Annotated in this window: 21 protein-coding genes; 13 read left to right on the top strand and 8 right to left on the bottom strand. The window is 42.0% G+C overall.

Annotated features, from left to right (window positions below):
* Positions 1-56 precede the first annotated feature (56 nt).
* Both V7K56_RS05170 and V7K56_RS05165 read right to left on the bottom strand, forming a co-directional pair.
* Positions 57-4,490 (bottom strand): nitric oxide synthase oxygenase, encoded by a 4,434-nt coding sequence (locus tag V7K56_RS05170; protein WP_334908247.1) that lies wholly within the window; start codon positions 4,488-4,490, stop codon positions 57-59.
* A gap of 735 nt (positions 4,491-5,225) precedes the next feature.
* Complete coding sequence (locus V7K56_RS05165) at positions 5,226-5,612, bottom strand: hypothetical protein (RefSeq protein ID WP_334908245.1); 387 nt, start codon at positions 5,610-5,612, stop codon at positions 5,226-5,228.
* A gap of 168 nt (positions 5,613-5,780) precedes the next feature.
* Between V7K56_RS05165 and V7K56_RS05160 the strand changes: the two genes are divergently transcribed.
* Entirely contained in the window at positions 5,781-5,909 is a 129-nt protein-coding gene (locus tag V7K56_RS05160) for a hypothetical protein (RefSeq protein WP_334908243.1), read from the top strand.
* Between the two features lie 176 nt (positions 5,910-6,085).
* On the top strand, positions 6,086-7,993 hold the full coding sequence (locus V7K56_RS05155; RefSeq protein WP_334908241.1) for a chloride channel protein: 1,908 nt from the start codon (positions 6,086-6,088) through the stop codon (positions 7,991-7,993).
* 330 nt (positions 7,994-8,323) lie between these two features.
* On the opposite strand, the gene V7K56_RS05150 is transcribed toward V7K56_RS05155, so the two are convergent.
* Positions 8,324-8,737: an AbrB family transcriptional regulator gene (locus V7K56_RS05150; RefSeq protein ID WP_229461166.1), complete on the bottom strand. Its 414-nt coding sequence runs from the start codon at positions 8,735-8,737 to the stop codon at positions 8,324-8,326.
* A gap of 477 nt (positions 8,738-9,214) precedes the next feature.
* On the opposite strand from V7K56_RS05150, the gene V7K56_RS05145 reads away from it, so the two are divergent.
* The 5 genes from V7K56_RS05145 to V7K56_RS05125 all read left to right on the top strand — a co-directional run bounded on the left by V7K56_RS05145 (position 9,215) and on the right by V7K56_RS05125 (position 15,344).
* The gene (locus V7K56_RS05145; RefSeq protein WP_292786631.1) at positions 9,215-9,655 is read left to right on the top strand and encodes an Rrf2 family transcriptional regulator; all 441 of its coding nucleotides are present in this window, start codon (positions 9,215-9,217) and stop codon (positions 9,653-9,655) included.
* A gap of 69 nt (positions 9,656-9,724) precedes the next feature.
* Positions 9,725-10,699 carry an adenosylcobinamide-phosphate synthase CbiB gene (gene cbiB / locus V7K56_RS05140; RefSeq protein WP_334908238.1) on the top strand — a complete coding sequence of 325 codons (975 nt, stop codon included), beginning with the start codon at positions 9,725-9,727 and terminating at the stop codon, positions 10,697-10,699.
* A gap of 113 nt (positions 10,700-10,812) precedes the next feature.
* Entirely contained in the window at positions 10,813-11,349 is a 537-nt protein-coding gene (pyrR, locus tag V7K56_RS05135) for a bifunctional pyr operon transcriptional regulator/uracil phosphoribosyltransferase PyrR (protein WP_334908236.1), read from the top strand.
* A gap of 439 nt (positions 11,350-11,788) precedes the next feature.
* The gene (locus V7K56_RS05130) at positions 11,789-14,371 is read left to right on the top strand and encodes a GAF domain-containing protein (protein ID WP_334908234.1); all 2,583 of its coding nucleotides are present in this window, start codon (positions 11,789-11,791) and stop codon (positions 14,369-14,371) included.
* Positions 14,372-14,483: 112 nt separating this feature from the next.
* Positions 14,484-15,344 (top strand): isocitrate lyase/PEP mutase family protein, encoded by an 861-nt coding sequence (locus tag V7K56_RS05125; RefSeq protein WP_334908232.1) that lies wholly within the window; start codon positions 14,484-14,486, stop codon positions 15,342-15,344.
* Positions 15,345-15,369: 25 nt separating this feature from the next.
* Here V7K56_RS05125 and purN read toward each other — a convergent pair whose 3' ends face one another.
* Positions 15,370-16,032, bottom strand: a complete 663-nt coding sequence (purN, locus tag V7K56_RS05120) for a phosphoribosylglycinamide formyltransferase (protein ID WP_334908230.1) — start codon at positions 16,030-16,032, stop codon at positions 15,370-15,372.
* Positions 16,033-16,279: 247 nt separating this feature from the next.
* On the opposite strand from purN, the gene V7K56_RS05115 reads away from it, so the two are divergent.
* From V7K56_RS05115 to V7K56_RS05100, 4 genes are all read left to right on the top strand, one after another.
* Positions 16,280-19,345 (top strand): caspase, EACC1-associated type, encoded by a 3,066-nt coding sequence (locus V7K56_RS05115; RefSeq protein ID WP_334908228.1) that lies wholly within the window; start codon positions 16,280-16,282, stop codon positions 19,343-19,345.
* 128 nt (positions 19,346-19,473) lie between these two features.
* Positions 19,474-19,710: a hypothetical protein gene (locus tag V7K56_RS05110; RefSeq protein WP_334908226.1), complete on the top strand. Its 237-nt coding sequence runs from the start codon at positions 19,474-19,476 to the stop codon at positions 19,708-19,710.
* A gap of 4 nt (positions 19,711-19,714) precedes the next feature.
* Positions 19,715-20,089 carry a DUF3368 domain-containing protein gene (locus tag V7K56_RS05105; protein ID WP_334908224.1) on the top strand — a complete coding sequence of 125 codons (375 nt, stop codon included), beginning with the start codon at positions 19,715-19,717 and terminating at the stop codon, positions 20,087-20,089.
* 71 nt (positions 20,090-20,160) lie between these two features.
* Positions 20,161-21,042, top strand: coding sequence for a carbohydrate ABC transporter permease (locus V7K56_RS05100; protein WP_334908222.1), 882 nt, complete (start codon positions 20,161-20,163; stop codon positions 21,040-21,042).
* Positions 21,043-21,146: 104 nt separating this feature from the next.
* On the opposite strand, the gene V7K56_RS05095 is transcribed toward V7K56_RS05100, so the two are convergent.
* On the bottom strand, positions 21,147-21,713 hold the full coding sequence (locus tag V7K56_RS05095) for a thermonuclease family protein (RefSeq protein ID WP_334908220.1): 567 nt from the start codon (positions 21,711-21,713) through the stop codon (positions 21,147-21,149).
* A gap of 171 nt (positions 21,714-21,884) precedes the next feature.
* Between V7K56_RS05095 and V7K56_RS05090 the strand changes: the two genes are divergently transcribed.
* Positions 21,885-22,628, top strand: coding sequence for a ferritin-like domain-containing protein (locus V7K56_RS05090; protein WP_334908218.1), 744 nt, complete (start codon positions 21,885-21,887; stop codon positions 22,626-22,628).
* 184 nt (positions 22,629-22,812) lie between these two features.
* Here the strand turns inward: V7K56_RS05090 and V7K56_RS05085 are convergent, their stop codons facing one another.
* Together V7K56_RS05085 and V7K56_RS05080 are read right to left on the bottom strand one after the other, a co-directional pair.
* Entirely contained in the window at positions 22,813-22,977 is a 165-nt protein-coding gene (locus V7K56_RS05085) for a hypothetical protein (protein WP_334908216.1), read from the bottom strand.
* A 440-nt stretch (positions 22,978-23,417) separates the two neighbouring features.
* Positions 23,418-23,690, bottom strand: coding sequence for a hypothetical protein (locus V7K56_RS05080; protein WP_334908214.1), 273 nt, complete (start codon positions 23,688-23,690; stop codon positions 23,418-23,420).
* Positions 23,691-24,188: 498 nt separating this feature from the next.
* Here V7K56_RS05080 and V7K56_RS05075 point away from each other — a divergent pair, with 498 nt between their 5' ends.
* Positions 24,189-24,650 (top strand): hypothetical protein, encoded by a 462-nt coding sequence (locus V7K56_RS05075; protein WP_334908367.1) that lies wholly within the window; start codon positions 24,189-24,191, stop codon positions 24,648-24,650.
* A 413-nt stretch (positions 24,651-25,063) separates the two neighbouring features.
* Here V7K56_RS05075 and V7K56_RS05070 read toward each other — a convergent pair whose 3' ends face one another.
* Positions 25,064-25,873 (bottom strand): prohibitin family protein, encoded by an 810-nt coding sequence (locus tag V7K56_RS05070; protein ID WP_334908365.1) that lies wholly within the window; start codon positions 25,871-25,873, stop codon positions 25,064-25,066.
* Positions 25,874-25,940: the final 67 nt, after the last annotated feature.

Below are 25,940 nucleotides of genomic sequence, written 5' to 3'. Positions count from 1 at the left end.
ACCAAAGTCGTGGAAGTTGATATAGGTGGAATCAGTCAAATACGATATTCCCTTCTTTAGATAGTTAGCAGTTGCAATTCCTCGTGAACAGTGGCTTGACTATCAGCAGATTCCTGCACACGCTCAAGCCATTTTTCAGCTTTCGAGTAGTTGTCATGCTGTACCTCTTTAATCGCTTCCTTGAAGTTCAACACTACGCCCCAAACATCACTGAAAAAGCGTTTTTCTTGCTTCATTTTGTTGAAGAAACTAACAGCTTCAATATGCGATAATCCGCCTTCCGTTTTAGCGATCGCCATAAACACTTCAAACACATCGTCAGCCATCTTGGCATCTCCACAGACATAGTAGTGGCATTGCGGATGGCTGAGTATTTGCCAGAGTTCTTCAGCTTTTTCTTGCATTAAGCCTTGCACATAGACTTTCTTCTCAGTCAAACGCGAGAAGGCAACTTCTAACCCTGACAGCACGCCTTGATTCTGCCAGCTTACAAGTTGCTCTGCATAGAGGAAGTCACTGTGATTGCGACAGCCAAAGTACAAGCAAGCATCACCTAATTGTGTCTCCTGCTGCAATAGGGCTTGCCGATACTGAAGGAAGGCAATCAACGGCGATACCCCCGTACCCGGCCCAACCATCAGCATTGGTATGAGTGGATCGGTGGGTGGACGGAAGCTGGAGGTGCGGACACTGATCCGAACTTTTGCCCCCGCTTCCAGTCCGGCAAGGTAGTTTGAGCAGAGTCCCTGACGGGTTTTACCTGCATCCGTTTTAACTTGCAATACTCCAACTGTGATTTGGATGTGCTGAGGATGAAGCAGAGGACAGGAGGAAATCGAGTAGAGGCGTGGTTTTTGCTTCGTCAACAACTCTAGCAGGACTTCTAGTGTAATTTGAGCAGAAGGAAATTCATTGAACAGATCGACAACGCTGATGAAGTTGTCCGCGATCATTTTCTTGAGCGTGATGCTGTCGGGATGCTCATCTCCTTGCCGCAGAATTTCCAACCAGGTTTCCAGGCGTTGTTTATCCTGAGGATTTTCTGCTGCCGAGTACAGGTAGGTAAGCACGTCATTGAATGGTTCGCGCAAAGTCAGATCAAGGTCTTCCAAGAGAACCTGTCCAATAGTTGTGGGAACGGTAACAGGAGGTTTTTCTTCTAATTCCGTACCATCAGGCATTAAATAACGAGCTGTAAAATAGGTGTTGGGGGATACTGAAAGGCGATCGCACAACTGATTTACCAACTCTACCGGATTGCAAGGATAAACTGCAACATGATCGCCTGTTTCATACTGCAAATCGCTACCAGAAATATCAAAGACAAGATAGCGAGTAGAACGGCTACCGGGAATTACTTCTTTGAGCAGTTCGCTATTGGCAACCAGAGGTACTTCCACACCTCTGTCTCCACTCACTTCTATTGGTGAAATATTTGCCGCTTCCGTCTCACTCAAAAACGTAACGTTTAGTTTAGGTGCGGCTTGGGCTGTCGCATCGGCGGAGGTCACATCCTCACCCAGAACGCGGGAAACCAGTCCTAACCATTGTTTGAAGGTATCGGCTTGTCCCTTGATTTCATCGCCTTTGTGGAGTGGCACAATACAGTTACCTCCCGCCTTCGCGAGTCCCTTATCTACCGAAATTCCGGCAGCGCAGAAGTTTTCGTAAACGGTACTACCAATGCCCATAACGGAGTAATTCAAACCGTCGAGAGAACGCGCAGGTTGTTTTTTCAACCATTGGAGGAACTTCTTGCCGTTTCCAGGTATTTCGCCATTGCCGAAGGTGGATGTGACAATCAGTAGGAGTTTCTCCGATGCCAGGGTGTCGGTGTTGTATTCATCCAGCGCCATCACATGGGGACGGAATCGCTGGAGTTGACGAGCGGCTTTGTGCGCCAAGCCTTCAGCAGTAGCTGTTTCGGAAGCGTAGAGAATCAAGATGCGGTCTTGCTTGTTGTCGTCCTCATCAGTAGTGGTGATAAATTTTTCCAGGTCAATACCATCTTCAACTGCCCAGCGATCAGCAGCATGGTGATAGGCTGGCTCTAAGTAGAAGTCGCGCATCTGGTGGTGCCAGACCGGACAAGCACTTCCCCCGGATGGGGGTACGACCCAACCCCAATCCCCTGGACACTCGCGTCCTGCTTTCTTCTCGCGTAAGTCGTGGGCCAGGAATTGACGAGAGGCAGATTGATGGTCTACCATCGTCACCTTCGCTTTTTGGAAGGAGTAGAGGATGGCAACGTTGAGTTCCAATGCAACGCGATCGCGCCACAATGTCTGCTCGGAACTAGTATCGAGCTTGAGAACTTTGGCGATGTCCTCCATCTTGTTGTAGCGGTACTCGTCCAGGAAATCCCGCATGATTTCAGTGCCCATGTACCAGCCATTGAAAGGAATGCAGGCATAATTGATGCCGCCAACGTGCATTGAGAAGTTGGTAATCGCAGGGACGGCGTACCAACGGAAACCCAATGATTTGAATTCAGGAATCGCAGGATGCTCGATTTCCACTTCCAGAATCTCATCCCGATCCCAGTGGTACATCTTCGGTTCCATACCCGCAGCTTCAATCACTATAGGCAAAATGTCGTACTCTGTGCGTGGTTGGGAGGGTTGCCAGCCCAATTTCATAATCGCTTTGGTGACGTCCAAGTTGGCAGGATCGCCCAAAATGCTACCATCCGGTTGCTCGTATGCTGCATAACGAGCTAATTGTGGATTCCAGATGCGTGGCCCCCAGCGTTCCTTAGGATGTTTGGGACGAAAGACGGTCATGGTAATCTGGAGATTACCGCCGTTTGTAGCCGACTGTAGGTGTTCTTGGAGTTCACGGAACATCTCATCAGGGTCGGTAACGTGGCGGCGATCGCGGATCACCATATTATTCCATTGAATCCGCCCTACACACTTAGAAGCATTGCGCCATGACACTTGTGCCCCATAGGCGACTTCTTCATACGTGTGGGTATAGGTTCCGGTAGCGTGTACTTCCTCTTGAATTTCTGCCCAGCGTCGTGTCTTGTCCTCCGGCTCCCATGCCTGCTCAGTGGCGATTAGCTCTAGGTACTGCTTGGCTTTTTTGAGCAATCGTTCCTCATTCAGCTTGGGCAGCTTGATTACATTCACAGCGCGATCGATTAACGTCTGCCATCCCTGCCGTAACTCTGGGGTGAAATCCGGTACGTGCCGCTCAAACAAGGTAAAAATAGCATCGTTTATTGCCGGATAAGCACAGGATGGCACCCCTGCACTGGTATGCACCTGCCCTAAGAAACGCAACTCTCGGATCATCTCATCACTGCTGCCGCTTCTTAGGGATTGGACAAGAAATTCCAATGCCTGAAACAGGTGTAGAGACAGGTAATCCATGTCTGCTCGTCCAAAAATCGGCAATACAAAGGGATATTTCTCAAACAGGATTTGATAAAACTCCATCCCCATGACTTGCTTATTCTGGCTGAACACCTGCCAGGATTCCATCATCTTTTGCAGCATTTCTGGGGGCAGAGCTTTATTGTAGCGGTGAATTGCCTCTACCATCGGCACAATCACATGGGTATTGAAGAAGCGGTAAAGGGCAGAGTTTGTGCCTTTTGCTAAATCCTGGCGATCGTACTCTTCTAGGTAAGGAATCGATGGTAGCATCCACATCCACACCTGCCGTGCCTTTAACCAGTGCTGGGGACGCATTCCAATATCGGCAAACAGCGCACCGTAATCCTCAACTGTGTCAAACAAATCCTCTTTTTCTGGAGGTACGCCCATTAAGGGTTCTCCTATTACATTCTGAGTTTCAGGCTGAAGCTGGTGGATGCAGCAATCAAACAACTCAAAGAAAAAGTCATTGATGCTGTTAATCGCTTCCCCGAAGATGTACTCTAGTTCAGGTGACTCTAGCAACAGACGCTTCAAGAACTTTTCCATCTGCAATTCTTTCCACGCCCGCAGCTTGTTCCAAGCGTCTTTGACAATCACTTCTTCTTGTGGCGAGAGAGGAACAGATTCTGGCATCTCGAACTCACTCTCTGTCTGAGTCCCTTTGCTGTAAGGGCGGCGAGTACCGTTCTGATTCCCCAAGATTGTAAAGGTGCTGCTACTTCCCTCACTGCTACTCTGGGTCAGGCGAGTTTTCAGCTTCAATTGGGGTGCCTGGTTCCAAGTTGTAATCGGAAATTCTAACTCGGCACTGCGCTCTCCATTCAGGCATTCCTGGGTGGCAAACGCGACCATTCCAGCATCCTGCCAAGGTTGAGTAATGTCCCCTTCCCGGTAACGCAGAGTAATGGCGATCGTGCAGTCTCCCTTGTTTTTCAAATCCACCAACCAATTGGGTTGCGTGCGGTTCAGCAGATCCCTTTCTAACAAGCTTTGTCCCTCTTCGGAAACTACCTGCAAATGGCATTTATACTTATAATTATTGTCAGTCGGGAAATCGAGTGCAGAAACCTCAGTTAGGTGGATGATTCGTTGATTATCATTCATGCTTTAAAAGCCAATGAGTGAGAAAAATGTGTAGTTAAATGTACTGGTCGGCAGAAATTTTACATTGTTTTTAATTTACCCTAATTATTTAAAGGTAGATAATAAAATTTGATTTGTAAAGTAAATATAAAGACGCGGTTTCAAAGTTTAAATAATACTCAAGAAGCGATATGACAAAGTACTAGTCGCACTATAGCTGCATAAATTATTAACTCATTACCTCTGGCAACAAGTAAGTTGGCATAATAAAACCAAACTATGTAAACAAAAATAAACTAGGCTAAAACCCTCTTCGCTCGTGCCTTGTGGCTCTTGGCTCTTAGCTTATTCCAACGACGAATTTTTACACCAACCTACTTAGTTTGTAATCCTTACTCAAACGTCGATAGCGTCCTAACAAAACCAAAGTATATTCAACTACCCGTGTCTTGGTAAAATCTGGAACCCAATTTAAGCGATAGTGAGTGTCATCAACTCCAATAGTTGATAAACAGACACAACACATATAGATACGACTAAAAATAAATGTAAAGACGTAGCAGTGCTACATCTTTATAAGAGTTATGGATAACCCATATTTAATTTCATTAGATGTCTAATGGGCGATCGCTCTTTAAAGAGACATAATATAAAACCGTGTCCTATTTGGGGCAATAAGACACGGTTTTATCAGAGTATTTAGTTATAATATTACAATAATCAAAGTAGAATTTGATTTATACAAAAGTAATCCATTTACTGAGATTTGTTTCCTGGGTCATTAATTTTTTCTGTTGTGGGAAGAATTTGGCTATCATAGCTTGTCTTTTCTTGGGTCAGTGCGATCGCACTAAAGAAAATGGCACTACCTACAGCTAAAGCTACCATAGGACGCTTGAGTAAGACAAAATCTCTGATAATCCTCGCTAAAGGTCGGCTTTGACGACGTAGCGAAGAAGACATCATCAATTGTCTCCAAGTAAACGGATCGCGGACATAATGACCACTTTGGCAAACTACTAGCCTTTCCTGGCAATAGGGACAGCAAAACAAGCCCATGCGCGTTTTAATTGGTTTTGGCGTGGCATTTCTTTGGCAAATTGGGCAAGTAACATAATGATTATCAAAAGTGTGTATATTCATTTACCTCGTCCGCCTAGTCCATTTACTCGCTCTATAACAATAGCTATATTGAATTGGGATTAATGTACGATCTGACATCAGGCATCAATCATACATACATTCTATTACTACCAAGGATGGCTCAATAGTGGCAACACGAGTATAGCTAGATTTAAACAAGGATGACTCATGGTTAATGTTTACGGGTGCGTCCACCCAGCCGAAAAAACTTTGTTGTCTCTAAAAAAAATAGTGTTGGCGATCGCTCGCACCCCACTAGCCGCAGCTACACCTAACTTAGGTATCGCTGACCCTTAAATAATTCTCTCTCATTTAACCATTCTCCCCACAAAAATTTTGCACAATGACATTTTTAGCTAAAGCTGTGGAAGTTAAGCAAATAAAGTCTACTTGTCCGGTTGCTAAATAATGGCTCACAATGATAAGTAACAGATAAAAATTTAAATTTTTTCTTACATTTACCCCCCCTCTCAATGACTCTCTTGCCTCCCACTCAATTGAGGAAGGTAACGGAACAACCTGCCTTTCCTACACCTTCCGCTCGTATAGCTCACCTAATTAATCGTTTTCAACCATCCCCAGAAACAGTTGTGCTGTTTTTAGCCATGCTCATTGGCGGTGGTACTGGTATGGGTGTAGTCACCTTTCACTATTTAATTCAGCTGGTTCACCAGTTGATGCTAGAAAATTTAATGAGTCAAATTGGCGCCTGGGGTGCTTGGACTTTAGCTTGCGTTCCCACCTTTGGCGGATTAATTGTTGGCTTGATGCGCTGGCGCACTCAAGACTTTGGCCCTGGACTTTCATCTTTAATCGCCGCTTCTCAGGGAACAGAGATTAAGCGACCACTACGACCAGTGACAAAAATGCTGGCTGCATCTGTTTCTTTGGGGAGTGGTGCTTCTTTGGGGCCAGAAGGACCGAGTGTCGAAATTGGCGCAAATTTTGGAATGTTGTTGTCTGTGATCCTTAATGTATCTCAAGAACGACGACGTTTGCTGTTAGGTGCTGGCGCGGCGGCTGGACTGGCTGCGGGATTTAATGCTCCCATCGCTGGAGTCTTTTTTGCCCTAGAGGTGGTGATGGGAGCTACATCTTTTGCTACTTCTGCTGTGAGTGTGGTGCTGCTAGCGGCGGTGGTAGCAGCATTAATTGCCCAAATTGGTTTGGGGGCCCAACCTGCTTTTGATTTACCTGTTTACCAAGTTCGCAGTCCTTTGGAACTACCTCTTTATCTTGGTTTGGGTTTAGGGGCCAGCTTAGTTTCTCTGGCTTATACTCAATTAATTCGTTTAGCAAAAGCCTGCTTTGCTGGGAAGGTTCCAGGTTTTGATTTTTTAGGACGAATTCCTCAGCCGATTCATCCAATTATTGGCGGTGCAATTATTGGCGCTGTTGCTTTGCACTTCCCGCAAATTTTGGGTGTCGGTTATGAAACTGTAGAAGCAATGCTTCAAGATGTGGAGTTTCCACTCTACTTATTGGTGATGTTATTGGTGGTGAAGTTATTGATGACTGCAATTAGTGCGGGTAGCGGTTTCATCGGTGGTTTGTTCGCACCAGCAATGTTTTTAGGTGCTTCTTTTGGTTCGGCTTACGCCAAAATGTTAGCCGTAGCATTCCCGACAATTTGCAATCAAATGGCAGCTCCCCCAGCTTACGCAATGGTGGGAATGGCAGCAGTGCTGGCTGCTAGTGTGAGAGCGCCGTTAACGTCTATTTTAATGCTGTTTGAATTAACCCGCGACTATCGAATTGTTTTACCGTTGATGGCAGCTGTAGGTTTGAGTGTTTGGCTAGTAGAAAGGATTAAACCAACTTTTAACTCTAACTCTAATCTACAACAGATTGGGCTTTCGGAATTGAAAGATGAACAAGCGGAAATTGTGCAGCAAATTTTGGTCGAAGATGCCATGTACCCCTGTCCCAAAAAGTTACCTGCAACCCTGGGAGTATTAGATGCAGCTGTGGAAATGATCCGCGATCGCGTCCGTAGTGCTTTAGTATTTGATCAAGCAGAGCAATTAGTTGGTATACTTTCTTTGGAAGATATTAACCGTGCTCTTGCTATTTGGCAAACATACCCAAATTCACTAACTGAAATTCCAGATAATTTATCCAGTCAAACCCTCATAGACATTTGTACTACTGAAATTCTCTATGCATGGCAAGATGAACTTTTATCTGAGGCTTTAGACCGGATGAGTCTTCGAGGTTTACATCAATTACCAGTGGTAGCACGAGATAAACCCGATCGCATTTTGGGTTTATTAGAAAAAGAGCAAATTGCATTAACCTGTAATTTAGCAGTAACGCGTAAGGCACTTCGCCACTATCTACCAGTCTTACCCACTACAGATATAGTCAACTTCTTCGGGTAATTCAAAATTCAAAATTCAAAATTCAAAATTCAAAATTAATAGTCCCCATAAATAAATTTAGGGGCTTGTAATAATGATGTAGTATTTCTCACGCTTTGCGTCTCTTCAGTACATTTTTTCTGTTCTCCATAAATTAATTTAGGGGCTTGTATCCTTTTGTTCTTCGGTCATTAGTCATTAGTCATTGGTCATTGACCATTAGTCATTGGTCATCATTTTTCACAAAGGACAAATGACACTTGACTAATGACTGTTTATAGTCATTGTTTTTCACAAAGGACAAAAGACAAAGGACAAATGACAACGGAGAATTGACTAATGACCATTTATTTAAGCTGTGGCTTCTATGGCTTCATCATCTTCGCGATCTTCTGGATCTACCTGTCTCAGACGAATGTGCTTTTTGCCTAAAGTGATCACAAACTCATCTCCTGGTTTCAGATTCATCTGTTTTGTATAAGCTGAACCTATAAGTAAGTTACCATTCGATTGCACGCTAATTCTATAGCTAGCACTGCGTCCACCACGCCCATTAGCACTGGGTGTACTGTCTAACTGAATGCCTTCAGCATCAATTAGGGCATTTAAGAACTTCATCATATTGACGCGCTCTATACCATTTTTGGTAACGGTATAGTAGCCGCACTTCTTGGCTTTGTCTTCTTTGCTCTCGTTCTCTAGCTCTTTGACTTTTTTGAGCAGTTCTTCGCCGAGTAGGGGTTCAATTTTTTTCTGTTTAGGCATCAACTTAGGTCGAAAATGAATGTTTGAAGTGTTTGAATCGATTTTATTTTAGCTGAGGTTGAGCTAATAGGAATATAATCCTTTAGTTTTTATCTCAACCTAGCCAAGTATATTACACTCAGATGCACAATTGTTATGCCATTACCAATATTGCCAAGACAATCTGTTTTAGAGAATGCTGGCAATGCTGATAACTATATATATAGTTTGTGAATTACTGCTAGACTATATAAGTTTTAATAAGTTTTAAGTTTTCTAAACTAACGCTCAAGAGGTTGTCTATTTCTTAAGGATGAGAACTCAGTCACAGAATGATAAGCAAAACTGATCCTTAGTGATTGGTCATTGGTAATTAGTCATTGGTTATTTACAAATCAAAACTAAAGAAGTCTAACAGTCAGAAGCCGACATTAGAATTTCTTTCAAGAGAGATGCAGTGCCAACAAAGACAAAGGACAAACAACAAAACTTGCCAAAATGAAATTAACTACCAGAGGACACTATAGTGTGAAGGCGTTGCTAGATTTAAGTTTACAGCCAAGATATGGGCCTGTATCTGTGAGAGCGATCGCTAAACGCCAAGATATTCCAGCTCCTTACCTTGAAAAACTACTAATAGAAATGCGTCGTGCGTCTTTAGTGAAATCAATTCGTGGTAGCATCGGCGGATATCAATTGGCCAGAGAGCCTGCACAAATATCTATAGGACAAATTTTAGAAGCTGTTGGTGAGACTAGCCATTTACCTCATCACACCCCAGCACCAACACAAGCTGAAGATTGGGTAACGTTTAGCCTTTGGCAGAGACTTAACCAAAAGGTTAAAGAAGCTTTATACAGTATTACTTTGGCAGACCTTTATTACGATGCTCGTAGCCGGCAAGCTTCCCTTGGAGAAGAAGCTAGTTTTGTGGTTTAGTCAAGAGCAAAGCCGGAGACTTTGAAGCTCCGGTCAATAGTCGAAATATTAACTCTTGACTTGTGACTTATGACTAATAATATCTATATCTTAATAATTGCAGCATTTTTAGATTACTTAATTGGCGATCCTTGGGATTGGCCTCATCCAGTGCAAGTTATGGGGTGGGTAATTTCTCGCCTGACCAAATTTTTTCTTCACTTGTGTCAAAATTCTCTAACACAACGCCTAGCTGGAATTGTACTAGGTATTATCTTAATAATTGGTAGCGGTCTTGTTGGCTTTTTGATTATTCAAATTGCCAGATGGGTTCATCCACTCTTAGGAATTGCAATAGATAGCATTCTTTTGGCTAGTTGTTTTGCCGGCAGAAGTTTGCGAGCAGCAGCGGAGGCTGTTTTACAACCTTTAACAGCAGGAAATTTAAAGAAGGCTCGGAAGATTTTAAGTAATTACGTTGGTCGAGATACCCAAAACCTTTCACAAGCAGAAATTTCCCGAGCGGTTTTAGAAACGGTTGCAGAAAATGCCACTGATGGGGTAATGGCTCCACTTTTTTATGCAATTATTGGTGTCTTTATCCCAGTTGTGGGGCCAACTCCCTTGGCTTTAGCATATAAAGCTAGCAGTACCCTCGATTCAATGGTGGGCTATCGGGAAGCACCCTATACTTATTTAGGATGGTTCTGTGCGCGGTTAGAAGATTGTTTGACTTGGCTACCTTGTCGGTTAACAGTGGTAACTCTGGCGCTGCTATCGGGTAAACCGATGCATATTTGGCAAATTTGTCGTCGGGATGCAATTAACGATCCTAGTCCCAATTCTGGCTGGAGTGAGTGTGCCTATGCTGCTTTTTTGGGTGTGCAGATGGGGGGTACAAATTGGTATCGGGGGGTAGCTAAGTACAAACCACTGCTAGGAGATGCTATTTATGCCATTACTGCAAATTCTATTCAAAATGCTTTACAGCTGACTCGATATTGTTTTTTGCTATGGTTAGGGATAGCGATCGCTATATTCTTAATTCTTAATGCTCCCAAATAGGTAATTGTAAATATAAAGTTAGGAGTTAGAGACGCGATTAACCCTTGTCTGTACAGGAGTTAAGAATAAAAACTCCTAACTCTTAACTTATCACTCCTAACTTCTGACTCGCTATGTCTGCTAAAGTAGTTGAAATTCTCTCATCCCAAGAAATCCGTCGTACCTTGACTCGTCTTGCCTCTCAAATTGTCGAAAGGACGCGTGATTTGTCTCAACTGGTGCTTCTTGGTATTTATACCAGAGGTGCGTTATTAGCCGAATTATTGGCGTGTCAGATTGAGACGCTCGAAGGTGTAGCAGTGTCAGTCGGTGCTTTGGACATTACATTTTATCGAGATGACCTTGACAAAATTGGGTTGCGGACTCCAACGAAAAGCGAAATTCCTTTTGACCTTACCGGGAAAACGGTTGTACTCGTGGATGATGTGATTTTCAAAGGACGGACGATTCGCGCTGCTTTGAACGCAGTCAACGATTATGGTAGGCCAGAGGTGATTCGTTTAGCTGTGTTAGTAGACAGAGGTCATCGAGAATTACCAATTCATCCAGATTTTATCGGCAAGAAGTTGCCTACAGCTAAAGAAGAAATTGTCAAAGTTTACTTACAAAATTCTGATGGACGAGATGCAGTAGAGTTGATTGCAGATTAGGCTATGGAGGCAGGAGGCAGGAAGTACAAACTTTTTGTGTCTGATGCATGAATCCTGCATTTTGTCCCTGATGTACTTGAAAATTAATGTAAGTAATCAAGCGGACATGAGATTACGGGTAAGGGTAACTGTGAAAAGAAGTCTGTAGAACCTCGTTAAAAAATAAAGATTGTTTAGCTGTCTTGCCAGAAAACCACAACTTCTAATGAGAAAATAAGACATCCAAGCAAGAGATCGCCATTTGATTGTTAACAAACCTGTTAATCAGATCCAATTTTTTCGAGTTGAAAGCAAATAAAAATATACATTATGGGAGATGACTAAAAGATTAGTGCTCAAAATACTCCTGAAAGCTAGTCCTAGTTTAATAAGGTTTGTGTAGAATTTGGTGGTGAGGTTATTTACTTGATTCTCAATTGCAACAATCCAGGTTTCATTTATGAGTCAGTCTTTTTCTCAAAACCAAGCAAGACAAAATCGTCAACAGAGACACTGGCAACCAAAATGGAGTTTAAAAACTAAAGCAATAGTTTGGGCACTAAGTATCAGTGTGCTTCCTATAGTTGCAATTGGAATAGCTACTTACAACTATGGCACTAATTTAATTAATACAGAAATTCCGCAAGTTAGACAAGACAGGGCAAAAAGTTTTACAGAAAGTGAACTTGATCTACAAACACAATTGTCACTCCTGTTAATTGGTATGGGAGTGACAGCAATTTTAGCAGGTGCGATCGCTGTTTTTGTGACGAATCGAGTTATGAGTCGAGTCAGCAACGTTGCTGCAATCTCTAATAATATTAAAAAGAGGCTACGTCCAGACAGTGAGTTTACTCAAGTCTTCATCGCTAGCCAAGATGAATTAGTGATGTTAGAGAGAAACATCACCTTATTCACAGACCTGCTTTCGGTTTTGGTACAGGAGAAAGAAGCCGAAGCTGATTACTCTCAAATATTAATCAAAATTACCCGTTGGGTTCGAGAATCATTCAATCAAGAAGATGTTCTCAAAACTACCTCAGAAGAAATTCGTAAAGCTTTAAGCATTGATCGCGTAACTATCTTTTGCTTCAACTCGAACTATAATGGAACCTTTATCGCCGAATCAGTAGCACCTGGCTTACCGAAAATGTTGGGGGTTACAGTCTCTGAGCCGGGATTTGAGGCAGGGTATATAGACAAATATTACAATGGTAGGATACATGCTATTGATAATATCCATCAAGGCGATCTCAGTGATGGTGATATTGAGTTGCTGGAGCAATTTGCTGTCAAATCTAATTTAGTAGCACCTATTCTTAGAGGCAAACAGTTATTCGGTTTATTGATTGCACATCAGTGTTCTAGACTTCGCTTTTGGCAACAGTCTGAGATTGATTTGTTCGCTCAGATAGCCATGCAAGTAGGATTTGCCCTTGACTACGCCAAGCTTCTACAAAAAGTAGATACCAAGGCAGATAAAGCTCAGGTATTTATCGAAATTACCCATAGCATTCGCCAATCGCTCAACGAAGAAGATGTCCTCAAAACGACGGTCGAAGAGGTTCGTAAGGCATTGAGTACTGACCGAGTACTGGTTTATAGCTTTTACCCTAATTGGTCTGGAATTATAATTGCCGAATCAGTGGTTCCAGGTTATCCCAAAGTTTTGCGGTCTGAAATCCAAGACTTATGTTTCGGTCAGGGTTATGTAGAAAAGTATCAGTCTGGTCGCATTGTAGCCACAAACAACATTTATGAAGCTGGTTTGGCTGACTGCCATATTAACTTACTCGAATCCTTTGCTGTAAAAGCAAATTTGGTCGCCCCTATTCTCAAAGATGAACAATTATTTGGTTTATTAATTGCACATCAATGTTCCAGACCCCGTGATTGGCAACAATCTGAGATTGATTTATTTGGTCAGATAGCCATGCAAGTGGGGTTTGCTCTCGACCATGCAAGACTCCTACAACGCATCGAGGCTGAGGGTGTGCAAAGTCAGTTGTTAGCAGATACTATCGGCATTATTCGCCAATCACTCAACGAAGAGGATGTCCTCAAAACGACGGTCGAAGAGGTTCGCAAAGCTCTAAGTACCGACCGAGTGATGGTTTATAGCTTTGATGCTAATTGGTCTGGAACAGTAATTGCTGAATCAGTTGTTCTCACTTACCCAAAAGTTTTGCGAGCCGAAATCCAAGACCCATGTTTCGGTCAAGGCTATGTAGAAGAGTATCAGTCTGGTCGCGTTCTCGCAATCAACAACATTTATGAAGTCGGTTTAGCTGATTGTCACATTCACCTGCTTGAATCTTTTGGTGTGAAAGCAAATATAGTCGCCCCTATTCTCAAAGATAAACAGCTATTTGGCTTGTTAATTGCACATCAATGCTCTAGACCCCGTAATTGGCAACAATCTGAGATTGATTTATTTGGCCAGATAGCGATGCAAGTAGGATTTGCTCTCGACCATGCAAGACTCCTACAACGCATCGAGGCTGAAAGGATGCGAAGTCAGTTACTAGTGGATATTATCCGCAGCATTCGCCAATCCCTCAAGTCACAGGATATTATCAAAACTACTGTGGAAGAGGTTCGCAAAGCACTGTGTACTGACCGAGTGTTAGTTTATAGCTTTTACGCTAATTGGTTCGGAATTATCATTGCTGAATCGGTGCTTCCAGGTTATCCCAAAGTTTTGCGGTCTAAAATCCATGACCCCTGTTTCACTCAAGGCTATGTAGAAAAGTACCAATCTGGTCGCGTTGTCGCAATCAACAACATTTATGAGTCTAGTTTGGCTGATTGTCATATTAAACTGCTCGAATCTTTTGGTGTGAAAGCAAATTTAGTAGCACCAATTATCAAAGATGAGCAGCTATTTGGCTTGTTAATTGCACATCAGTGTTCTGAACCCCGTGATTGGCAACAATCTGAGGTTGATTTATTTGCCCAGATAGCGATGCAAGTAGGTTTTACTCTCGATTATGCTAAGCTCCTACAAGCGTATCAAACTGCTGAAGCTAACTCTGATGAATAAATAGCTTTGTGAGAGATTAGCAAAAGTAGCGCCGTTATTAGCAAGAATTGGTAGAGTGTGCGTAAATCCTACTCAAGTTTCTACAATTTTGAATTTTAAATTTTGAATTTTTATGTCTTCTTCTCAAAAACTGCGGCAGTTACTTGCACGTCCTGAAATTATCGTCATCCCAGGTGTTTACGATTGTCTGGGAGCCAAGCTAGTTGAACAGACAGGTTTTGAAGTAGTGGTTACAAGTGGCTTTGGGATTGCCGCTTCCACGCTGGGTTTACCAGACTACGGTTTTGTTACCGCTACCGAAATGCTCTATAGTGTGGGACGAATTGCTCAGTCGGTGAACATTCCCCTAATTGCAGATTTAGATACTGGTTATGGCAACGCTTTAAATGTTGTCCGCACGATTAAGGATGCTGTACAGTTGGGGGTGGCTGGTGTACTACTAGAAGACCAAGAATGGCCAAAAAAATGTGGACACTTTGAGGGCAAACGAGTTATTTCCCAGGCAGAACACGTTGGTAAAATCAGGGCAGCTGTGGAGGCGCGGAGTGATAGCGGTTTAGTGCTCATTGCTCGCACTGATGTACGTGCGTCACTAGGTTTAGAGGAAGCGATCGCTCGTGGTCGGGCTTACCTTGCCGCTGGTGCAGATATACTATTTGTAGAGGCTCCCCAGTCTATTGAAGAATTAAAAGCGATCGCCGCAGCTTTCCCGGATGTGCCACTAGTAGCTAATATCGTTGAAGGTGGTAAAACTCCCGAAGTTTCTGTGGCAAAGTTACAACAGTTGGGCTTCAAAATTGTGTTTTTCCCTCTGACTGCCCTACTAGCTGTCACAAAGGTAATGACTGCTTGTTTTCTTCATTTAAAAGAACAAGGAACCACTGAATTACCTGATTTGGTTAGCTTTCAAGATTTTCAAGAACTCGTCGGCGTTCCTGAATATCTGCAAATAGAACAGAAGTTTAAATCATGACTGTTGTTCCTCGTCAATTGAAAATTTACGTTACGCTTAGTGTAATTTTTGACGAAGAAGCTGCTAGAGCGATCGCTAATGGTAAAATTCGATGTTCTTGAATTTGAATCCTGGCGTGGAGTGTTTCTGCTGTATCATCCGGCAGTACTGGTACTGCGGCTTGCATTAATATTGGGCCGCTATCCATTTCTAAACAAGCTAGATGCACTGTACAACCAGTAATTTTTACCCCAGATGCCAAGGCTTGTTCTACAGCATGGATTCCCTTGAAACTAGGTAACAAACTAGGATGGATATTAATAATTTTATCAGGAAAGGCATCAATGAAAACTGATGTTAACAATCGCATCCAACCTGCCAAAATTACCCATTCCACATTGTAGTGCTGCAATGTCTGCACAATTTTTTCATCAAACTCTTTTCTGCTTTTATAGTTGCGGTGATTCAATAAAACTGCTTGTACACCTTTATTGGCTGCTCTTACGGCTGCTTTCGCCGAGGGGTTATTGTAAATTAAAACTTGAATTTGGGCATTTAGCTGCCCATCTTGGATAGCTTGAGCAACTACATCAAAATTGCTGCCATTCCCAGAAGCCATAATTCCCAGTTTTAAAGGAGCGACTTGTTGGCAAATATCGCTAGTGCTAGGAGAAACCAAGCTCAGGGTAGAATCAGGGCACAGGGTCATAACCGCTAAGAGGAAAAATTATAGATGCCAAAAATATATACTAAGTCGTGGTTAGATAATGATACAGCAGCAGCCTGGATTTTTATTACATAAATAGGTAAATTTTCATCCCTTAATTAAATTTGGCTGTCAAGGTTTAGATCATAATTAGTCCAATTGATATAGGTGATATTCTAAAACTTGGTATGAAAGAAACAACATAGAGATTAAAGCCGCATAGGATTTGATCGCAGCATAGGTGAGTTAAATGGTAAAGGTAGCGTTGCTGATTGGGGTCAGTGAGTATGAGCCAGGGCTGAACCCATTGCCCAGTGCAGTTAGAGATGTGGAAGCAGTGTACGAGGTACTGCTGCATACTGAAATGGGCGGATTTGCTGCCTCAGATATTAAGCTGCTAAAAAATCCTGAACGACAAGTTGTAGAAATGGCGATTGAAACGCTGTTCTCCAATCGTCACAAGGATGATTTGCTGCTGCTGTACTTTTCAGGACACGGCATCAAAGACGATCGCGGTAGGCTGTATCTGGCAACTCGCAACACCAGTAAGACACAGCAGGGTGAATTGATTCGCTCAACGTCGGTGTCTGCCAATTTTATTCACGAGCGCATGAGTGAAAGCCGCTCCCGTCGGCAGGTGGTGATCCTAGATAGCTGCTTTAGTGGCGCGTTTGCTGAGGGGATGTCTGCCAAAGATGACGGCACAATTGACATCCGGCAGCAATTGGGCGGTGAAGGACGAGCCGTGTTGACTTCTTCTACTTCGACTCAATATTCCTTTGAGGAGGAAGGGCAAGATTTATCGATTTACACTCGTTTTTTGATTGAAGGTATCAAGTCGGGAGAAGCCGATCGCGATCAGGATGAGTTTATCTCCGTCGATGAACTCCATGAATACGCCAGTCAGAAGGTGCAAAAACTTCAACCTGGGATGAAGCCGGAAATCTATGCAATTCGAGAAGGCTTTAAAATTAGACTGACAAAGGTGGCTCCGGGTGATCCCAGGCAGGGATACCGTAAAGAGGTAGCACGATTTATTCATCGAGGCGAAATTTCCTTTGTTGGTCGTCGCACATTGGATGTACTGAGGACTCGCTTGGGATTGGAGACAACTGAGGCGAAGGCGATCGAAGATCAGGTGTTAGAACCGTACCGCAAGGAGTTCCACGAAAAACTCCAGCAGTATCAGCAGGTGTTCACCGAGCTACTGGAGCGAGACGAGACAATTACCGATAGCGATCGCCACGATCTGCAAAATCTCCAGCAAATTTTGGGACTGCGGAATGAGGACACGATGCCGATTGAGGCACAGGTGACTGCACGGTTTAAGACACATCAGCAAAACCTGCAAACATATCAACAGGAGTTTACAACGGTACTGCGGCAGGAGTTTCCGCTAAGTACGGCAAGCCGCGATCGCTTACGGCAAACCCAGCAGCAATTAAAGCTTGCGGATAGAGATATTGCCGCGATTGAATCTCAGATTACGGCTGAGGTAGAGGCATATCACCAGAAACTCCAGAACTACGAACGGCTGTTTTTTACTGCCACGCAGCAGGAATATCCTCTCAGCAACGCAACCCAAAATAACTTACACCAACAGCAGCAGCGCTTGGGACTGACGGATGTAGATGTTGCACCAATCAAAGCACAAATCACAACGCAGATTGAAAGCTATCATCAAAAACTCCAGCAGTACGAGCAGGCGTTTGTGAAAGCGACGCAGCGCCAGCATTATCCAGATAAGGTGACGCGGAAGCAGTTGCAGCAAACGTGGCAGACGTTGGGGTTGAGTGATGGCGACGTGGGGGGAATCGAGAGGCGGATTAATGCGGAGATTGAAAGGCATCAAGCAAACTTGCGGCAATATGAGCAGGAATTTACAGAAGGTGTTCAGCAAGAATATCCGCTCAGTGCTTTCAAACGCTCTCAACTAACGCAACTTCATCAAGCGTTAAATCTGACTGCTGAGGATGTGACTGCAATTGAAAATCCAATTGTTGCTGCGATCAAGGAACATCGGCAAAAGCTGCAACAGTATGAAGAGGTGTTTAGAGAGTCGATGCAATTTGAATATCCTCTTAGTGATGCTACTCGTGAAGACCTTCAACGTTTTCAACTAATTTTACAACTAAATGATGCGGAAACATCTGCGATCGAAGCAATTATTATTCAATCATCTTCAGAAGCAGAATCCCGGAATCAGCAAGAGAGAATCAGAGTTGTACTAAGCCAGCAATTGATTAATTCACCGATTCAGCAGCCAATTTCTGCTCAACCCATTCAACCGCCTCAAGAGCGACTTAGCCGACAAAAATTTTTGAAGTGGGCTGGCTTGGGAGGCGTAGGTTTGGTGACAGCAGTAGTAGGCCGTGAAATTTTTAAGAGTCAATCACCGACTACTAAATCTACTAATCAACCTGCTAATAAATTGATAACTATCTCTGTAGCTGAACCCAAATATATTCCTGTTAAGTTTGAAACGGTAACAGTAGATAACAAGGGAAAGGTAATTAAACGAGATCCTAATAATCAAGCTAAGTTCTTTGAAGAAGGCTTAGGTAATGGCATAACTCTGGAAATGGTTGAGATTCTTGCTGGTTCATTTAATATGGGTTCACCACCCGGTGAAACTGGTGAAACCAAAAATGAAGAACCACAGCACGCTGTGAATGTACCTGCTTTTTTTATAGGCAAGTTTGAAGTGACTCAGAAACAGTACAAGCAAATAATGGGTACCAATCCGTCCAACTTCAAGGGAGTAAACCGTCCTGTAGAGCAAGTGTCTTGGAAGGGAGCAAACCATCCTGTAGAGCAAGTGTCTTGGGATGATGCAGTAGACTTTTGCGAAAAGCTGAGTCAAAAGGTTGGGCGTAAATATCGCCTACCTAGTGAAGCAGAGTGGGAATACGCCTGTCGTGCAGGAACAACGACACCATTTCACTTCGGTGATACGATTACAACTGAGTTAGCCAATTACAATGGGAATTACACCTACACTTCTGCACCAAAGGGCAAATATCGTCAAGAAACAACAGAAGTAGGAAGTTTTCCACCCAACGCCTTTGGATTATACGACATGTACGGGAATGTCTGGGAGTGGTGTCAAGATACTTGGCATGATAGCTATGAAGGAGCGCCTAGTGATGGAAGTGCATGGATAGACAATGATAATCAAAGTTTTTGTCTGCGGGGTGGTTCCTGGTTCAACAATCCTAAAAGCTGTCGTTCCGCGTCCCGCAACTTTAACCTCCGCAACAACCGCTATGATCGCATTGGTTTTCGTGTTGTCTGCGTGATTAGGAGGACTCTTTAGCTCTTTTGCCCTTCTTGACTTTACCCTTTTTCAGTGTAGCGAAGCGGAACAATCTAATCTTTTTTCAAAAAACAGAATGGATAAAATTAGGATTAGGTTTAAGCTAAAGACTCCAAGTAGAGATAATTATGAACCAAGAGCTTACCCAAGCGATCGCCTTAGAAGTTCAGCTATTCCACAGCATCGAACAGAAAGAAAATTTTCTCTTTTTACTTGGTGCTTTACTTGCTAAAGTAATCAGTCTTCAAAAAGCCGCAGAAGTTATGCAACTGGAGCCAGCAGAATTCCTTAAAATTTTAGACCTGATGGGAATTGAATTTTCTTACCTTTCTAAAGAAGATGTTGCTTCAGAAAAAAACTGGTAAATGAATGCAAATTGTTCTCAATTCATCACCACTGATTTTTCTCGCTAAACTGAGCTACCTAAATCAATTTATCGAATATCCTGATGATTTCTACATTCCTCAATCTGTTGCTGAGGAAATTAGCGCTAAGTCAGATCCAGCTAGCCAAACCATTCAAACGCTAATCAATACTGGTAAACTTCAAGTTCGCACATCCAGTCTTAAAACTCTCCTCAACAGCTTAAATCAACGATTGGGTAAAGGAGAATCGGAAGCGATCGCTTTAGGGATTGAGTTGAATGCAGATTATATTTTGTTAGATGACTCAACAGCTAGAAGAGAAGCTAAAAGACTTGGTTTGAGTATCAAAGGAACGTTAGCCGTTATCAAAAAATTATGAACCAAGAATTTATGCAAGCTAAGGGTAGAATCAGGGCGGAAGGTTATAACAGCTAAAAGGGAAAATTATAGATGCAAAAAATATATACTAAGTCGTGGTTGGATAATGATACAGCAGCCGCGTGGATTTTTCTTGCACCAGCATTAATTTTGCTGGGCGTTTTTATCATTTGGCCGATTGCCTATTTGTTCTACCTCAGCTTCACTGCTGGTAGTTTCACCTTAAAAGGTATTTATTGGATAGGCTTAAAAAACTATTGGCGCTTGCTACTTAACCCCGACTTCTGGCAAGTTCTGGGTAACACCTTTTATTTTACGGTTGCCACTATCATTCCCAGTTTAGTTATCTCTTTGGGATTGGCAATACTATTAAACCGCTCCATTCCCTTGCGGGGCATCCTGCGAAGTGCTTATTTTTTACCCTCAATTATTTCAATTGTGGCAGCGGGTTTAGGATTTCGCTGGCTGTTTCAGACATCAGGGCCAGTTAACGGACTTTTAGTTTTTTTTGGCATTTCAGACATACCCTGGTTAGGAGACACATTTTGGGCAATGCCAGTAATTATTTTAATGAGTATTTGGAAACAACTAGGTTTCAATATGGTGGTTTTTTTAGCAGGGTTGCAAACAATTCCTCCTAGTCGTTATGAAGCAGCAGATTTGGATGGAGCAAATGCTTGGCAACAATTTTGGTATATTACTTTGCCCGGATTGCGCCCGACTGTGATATTTGCAATCATTACTACCGCAATTTTTACATTGCGGAGTTTTGAGCAAATTTATGTGATGACTGGCGGCGGGCCACTGAATTCGACTAATTTGCTGGTTTACTACATTTACCAAGAAGCTTTTGGCCAGTTTGATTTTGGTTATGCAGCAGCAGGAGCGACGGTGTTATTAGCAGCAACGTTGGTACTAGTTTATTTGCAACTGCAAACTTGGGGAGGGGAGTAGGAAGGCAGGGGAAGCAGGGGGGGAATTTTGGAAGTTGCTAAATCATACCGCAAGTATGCAATGCTAAAAAATGTTGTGCATTCAATTAGAAACAGCTAGAGTTTTTACTTTTTATATAGGCTGCGATATTCCCAAGGATTTACAAATTTAGTATCGCTCCAAACGCCGAGCCGTTGTGCCTTCGCCTCAGTTTCGGCTTGTTGAACTAAGTTTTTACTAGGACACTTGTTTAAATAGGGACGATACACTTTTGCTAAACCTTCTTGCAACAATACCTGTTGTATAAAAGTGCCATTTTTTAAACGGACTTCGGCAATTTTACGCCCATAGCGATCGCTATCTGTAATATTCAAAGTCACGCGATCGCCTCCTTGTTGCAGCAGTTGTTGCACCCGTTCTCGTGCTTTCACACCCCAAGTAAATTGATTGTGATCGCTAATGCGTTTACTCTGCTTTTCTTTATTAGTATGAGCTATCTCTGGCGCATCCACACAAGCAAAGCGCACGGTAAAATTTTTACCATTGGTATCTTTAACTACTAAAGTATCACCATCACTGACTCGCTCAACAGGTTCTCCAGAATTACCGATAAAGCGATCGCAGCCTACCAAACCCAAAATCATGATAGTTGTACAAAGCCAAAATCGCACTGGTTTAGTTAATTTCTCCATCCAAACTTCCTTGCATTACCTCTGTGGGATGATATTAGCAAAATCAAAAGATATATTTGTTAACTGTAGGCAATTCCAAATCCCCAATGGTAAAACCCTCTGGCGACAACCGAATAAAAATGCGGATTAGTATAAGAATTGTAACCTTCCAATTGTCAGCGGTAATTCCTGATGAACTTCTTGACTAACCTTTTGCATCTAGCTGGTTCAGGTGTCTTTGCCTATTACTCTGCTGCTCAAATTCGTGATTTGAAAACCCGCCCCAACATCCTTGCGGGGTTTCAGTTGGCGGAATCTGGCTCTGTGTCGTTTTTATCTGCACTTAGCGAGCGCGCAGCTGCTGAAGGCGATACATGGCTAGCCGAAAAACTAGCAAAACATGCATCAGATGAAACTAGACATGGTAAAATTTTTGCCCACGCCTTACAACAGCTAAATAAACAAGTTATAGATTTCAAGCATCAACCCCAAACTACATCTACAAAAAAATCACAACAGCGTAGTCCCTTTTTCGCAGCATTCTTTGAAGGCTACACCCAAGAACAGCTAAAACCAGCTGTGATTGATTGGGATGTGTTTATGGCTAGCACATACATTCTGGAGTTAGATGCAAGTAAAGACTTTGCGCGAATGGCGAAAGTATTACCTGATAATGAGCCAACCGCTCGGAATTTGAAGTTAGGAATGCTAAGTATTGCCCAAGATGAAACTGGACATGCTGCTTATCTCTACGAAGCGATGATGCGACGGATGTCTGCGACTAAGGTAGAAAAACTTGTAGATATGTGGCGAACTCGCAAGGTAAACGCCTTATTGGCAATGATTGGCGGTATCCTCCAGCGCAACGGCGAAACGCGATCGCTAGTCCAAGATAGTGCGCCGTCGGAAATCGATTCTGAGTTGGTAGCTACATAATTAATAGATGTCTTGAGTATCTAACGATCAACTACCCTTGGCTCAAACTTTCCTTAGCCAGGGGTTCTATATTACTGATCACAACTTGAGACAGCTGAAGCATTTATTTATGTTGCGATGATTCGATTGATGTTCAAGCAACTTGCGTAATTAAAATCACATATCTAAAACTTCTTAGAGATCCTTAAGAGCGATCGCAATCTAATAACGTTAAATAACTGGAGTTTAGACTATCATGCAGGCGATCATTAACTCCAGAAAGCATGTGTTGACAGTGTGAGCGGTGGAGTAATTTGATGCCGATGATTACTTGGGAGTTGTAGTTGGCAGGTGATATTGTTACTGACAATCCCCTACCTTCTCCCAAAAGGAGAGACTAGCGCCAAGGCAGAAGTCAATAGACAAAAATTAACCCTGGAAGGGTGGCTTAGGCTCTGGGAGGAATTTTAACGGCAATTAGTACTCCTGCGCGATCGCCCAAACCTCGCGGAAAATCCCCAAGCTGGAAAGCAGGGCTACCACGACAACGTAGAATTCGCTATCCAATAGTCAAAACAAAGTACAACAAAGTCCCAGAAACAGAAAGCAAAATCTGCTTAATCTCAAAGATTTTCATTTTTGAAGGATGTGTTTTATCAACTCAGTACTGCTGGGTCGTTTCTTCTTGCTTAATCTAAATTCTAGTCAATTACATTACCGAAGATAATGCCTTCAGTTGGTTCAACCACTGTGGTCTATTTTCCTGAAAATTGCTGTAATATGCAGATAAAAAAGTTTATTTATAATCTATTATGAACCTTGCAAAAGGTCATTAATTGAACTTATAGTCTGTTTTATTTGTTCTGTCAGAGAAGTTCTTAATAAATCCAGGTTTACTGTTGATAAATTGAGTAGTCCTAAAGCATATAATAGGCTCGAAATACCAATAATTAAAGCCAAAATCCTCCCAAAACAACCAGGATTTATTTCAATAAAAGCTAATTTAGATTGCCCGATGATAGCAATCGTTATAAAAACAATTCCTACTATTAAAAAGGTACTGTTTGGAGTTAAATCTGTCATTTTTTGATTAAGATACCTCACCACTTTTATTGTAGCTATTATTAGTTCAAATTTTTGCCTCTGCAATATCCAAAAATATAAAAACTTTGCAACTCAACATTTATCCCAACCTAATAAGGCTCAGGCTATTGCATTATCGGTGTTGGAACTCATCGTGTGCTATGATTTAGGAAGATATATATTTATTTTGAAACTTATTTAACAAAATAAATAGGGTTGATTGTCTTAATTGTGTATAAATTGTTATATCTCACTTAGATATTCAAGAAAAAACCTAGATTCTGCAAAAAGCGAACTAACTGATGTGTCTCTAGCAGAAATTCAGATATCGTGAAGTTGCAGCTGATTTAAACTCAATTTTGCTTTTTACAATTTTGCTGAGACTATCTAGTGGTAAAACTTTCAGCATTAAAAAGCCAAAATATCATCACTCGTGTACTAGACGTTAATTTAGTTTATATATTAAACTACACTAAGACGATAGAAATAGTGTTTTTTATGGAAAGCGTCCAAAACGTTAGTCAAAAGTCGAATGTAACAAGAGACACAGCACTAGAGCAATTACAAGAGTCTACTCCAGTAGACTTTAAAAAAGACATTTTCAAAAAACTCAGAGGTGGATTTTTTCTAGTACTAGGATATTTATTATCACCATTATGTTGGTGGAATGACTTATTATTCAATTTGCCCATAGCTTATGGTTTTGGGTATGCATGTAGTTTGCTTTCCCCAAAATTGCTTCTACCTTGTTCAATTATCGGATACTGGCTCTCTAATATTGTGGGAATTCTCTTGATGCAATTCGGTTCTAAGGACATTTTTCAAAAAGAGCCTCAAGAGCATAACCTCAAAAGAGAATTGTTCACAGGTTTAATTTCTTCGACAGTTTATACCCTATTGATTATGCTGTTGATCCAGTTGAAGATTCTTGATTCTCCTATTTTATTCTCCAACAGTTAATTTAGCTTATACCTTTCTACAAGGGTCAGAATTCAGGAGTCAGAATAAATGAGACAGCCAGCAAGGAGCAAGGATATTTCAAAACTTGATAGTTTGCTAAAAAGCACATGGTTTTGTTTTATCTGTCTACAAATTTACTGAACTATTTCTTAGCACCCATACTATGTATATATAGCAGATATAGCAATAGGTGAAGGAGTTCTATCATGTCCGGTTAAAGACTTATCATTAAGACCGCAGTTATTGGTAGAGGAGCTTCAAATGTACAGGGGAGGGGTTTTTGGGCTTTCTGCATAGAGAAAGGAAATTATAACTAATTAGCCGGACATAATATTACGAACAAAAAAACTGACTTATTCAAGCAATCTGGGTTCTAAGTCTCTGGATGGAGAGCAAATCATTTAGCAAGAAAATCAATTTTCGTCAAATTTTAAAAATTCACTTAAATTCAACAATTTTGGAGGTTCCTTACTTACAATTAATGGCAACTTACCATTCCATTTTTCTATTGTTTGCCTTTGCAAAATTTCTGGAGTTAAACCATCACGTAATAATCTGTGTGCCTCAGCTTCTCCTTTGGCTAAATTAACTTTTGCCTCAGCCTCTTTTGTTGCTTTCAGTGCAATAAACTCTGCTCGTTTTGCTTCTTGTTCAGCAATCTGCTTCGCCTCCACCGCCTCACCAAATTGTTCTGAAAAATGCACATGAACTAAAGAAATATCATCAACTGCAACGTGATAGTTACCCAGTCGTGTGGACAATGCATCATCTACTCCACTTTTGACTTCTCCTCGTTTAGTAATAATTTCTTCGGCAGTATACTTTGCCATTACTGCTTTTAGTACTTCTTCAACTGCTGGATTAATAATCCGAACAACTACATTTTGTTCATCTCCAACTTCCTGAAAGATGGCATTTGCTTCCTGGGGAATAATATGCCAATTAAGAGCTACATCTGCGAAAACATTTTGTAAATCTTTGGAAGAAGCCTCAGCAGAAATTTCCTCCTTTTGGACTCTAATACTCAACTTTTTCACAGTATTGACTACAGGAATAATTAAGTGAAGTCCTTCTCCTAATATCTGGTTTTGTACTTCGCCAAATTTCATTAATACACCACGTTCTCCTGCATTTACAATTACACAAGGTGTGAGGAAGAGAGTTATCAGGAACAAAAAAGCGGTCAATTTACCGGCACTGCTGAAATTTGTAATTTTTATCATATGTGTGAACCATGTATGCATCTTATTTAGAGACACATATTTAGGAGTTATAGGCTACCTTGGCTGT

Source organism: Nostoc sp. (genome assembly GCF_036917535.1).
Taxonomy (GTDB): domain Bacteria; phylum Cyanobacteriota; class Cyanobacteriia; order Cyanobacteriales; family Nostocaceae; genus Nostoc.
This window is presented reverse-complemented; position numbering and strand designations above follow the sequence as displayed.

Excerpts from the sequence above, each read along its gene's own strand:
- V7K56_RS05170 (WP_334908247.1), bottom strand. The coding sequence starts at position 4,490 with ATGAATGATAATCAACGAATCATCCACCTAACTGAGGTTTCTGCACTC.
- V7K56_RS05165 (WP_334908245.1), bottom strand. The coding sequence starts at position 5,612 with ATGAATATACACACTTTTGATAATCATTATGTTACTTGCCCAATTTGC.
- V7K56_RS05160 (WP_334908243.1), top strand. The coding sequence starts at position 5,781 with ATGGTTAATGTTTACGGGTGCGTCCACCCAGCCGAAAAAACTTTGTTG.
- V7K56_RS05155 (WP_334908241.1), top strand. The coding sequence starts at position 6,086 with ATGACTCTCTTGCCTCCCACTCAATTGAGGAAGGTAACGGAACAACCT.
- V7K56_RS05150 (WP_229461166.1), bottom strand. The coding sequence starts at position 8,737 with ATGCCTAAACAGAAAAAAATTGAACCCCTACTCGGCGAAGAACTGCTC.
- V7K56_RS05145 (WP_292786631.1), top strand. The coding sequence starts at position 9,215 with ATGAAATTAACTACCAGAGGACACTATAGTGTGAAGGCGTTGCTAGAT.
- cbiB (WP_334908238.1), top strand. The coding sequence starts at position 9,725 with ATGACTAATAATATCTATATCTTAATAATTGCAGCATTTTTAGATTAC.
- pyrR (WP_334908236.1), top strand. The coding sequence starts at position 10,813 with ATGTCTGCTAAAGTAGTTGAAATTCTCTCATCCCAAGAAATCCGTCGT.
- V7K56_RS05130 (WP_334908234.1), top strand. The coding sequence starts at position 11,789 with ATGAGTCAGTCTTTTTCTCAAAACCAAGCAAGACAAAATCGTCAACAG.
- V7K56_RS05125 (WP_334908232.1), top strand. The coding sequence starts at position 14,484 with ATGTCTTCTTCTCAAAAACTGCGGCAGTTACTTGCACGTCCTGAAATT.
- purN (WP_334908230.1), bottom strand. The coding sequence starts at position 16,032 with ATGACCCTGTGCCCTGATTCTACCCTGAGCTTGGTTTCTCCTAGCACT.
- V7K56_RS05115 (WP_334908228.1), top strand. The coding sequence starts at position 16,280 with ATGGTAAAGGTAGCGTTGCTGATTGGGGTCAGTGAGTATGAGCCAGGG.
- V7K56_RS05110 (WP_334908226.1), top strand. The coding sequence starts at position 19,474 with ATGAACCAAGAGCTTACCCAAGCGATCGCCTTAGAAGTTCAGCTATTC.
- V7K56_RS05105 (WP_334908224.1), top strand. The coding sequence starts at position 19,715 with ATGCAAATTGTTCTCAATTCATCACCACTGATTTTTCTCGCTAAACTG.
- V7K56_RS05100 (WP_334908222.1), top strand. The coding sequence starts at position 20,161 with ATGCAAAAAATATATACTAAGTCGTGGTTGGATAATGATACAGCAGCC.
- V7K56_RS05095 (WP_334908220.1), bottom strand. The coding sequence starts at position 21,713 with ATGGAGAAATTAACTAAACCAGTGCGATTTTGGCTTTGTACAACTATC.
- V7K56_RS05090 (WP_334908218.1), top strand. The coding sequence starts at position 21,885 with ATGAACTTCTTGACTAACCTTTTGCATCTAGCTGGTTCAGGTGTCTTT.
- V7K56_RS05080 (WP_334908214.1), bottom strand. The coding sequence starts at position 23,690 with ATGACAGATTTAACTCCAAACAGTACCTTTTTAATAGTAGGAATTGTT.
- V7K56_RS05075 (WP_334908367.1), top strand. The coding sequence starts at position 24,189 with ATGGAAAGCGTCCAAAACGTTAGTCAAAAGTCGAATGTAACAAGAGAC.
- V7K56_RS05070 (WP_334908365.1), bottom strand. The coding sequence starts at position 25,873 with ATGATAAAAATTACAAATTTCAGCAGTGCCGGTAAATTGACCGCTTTT.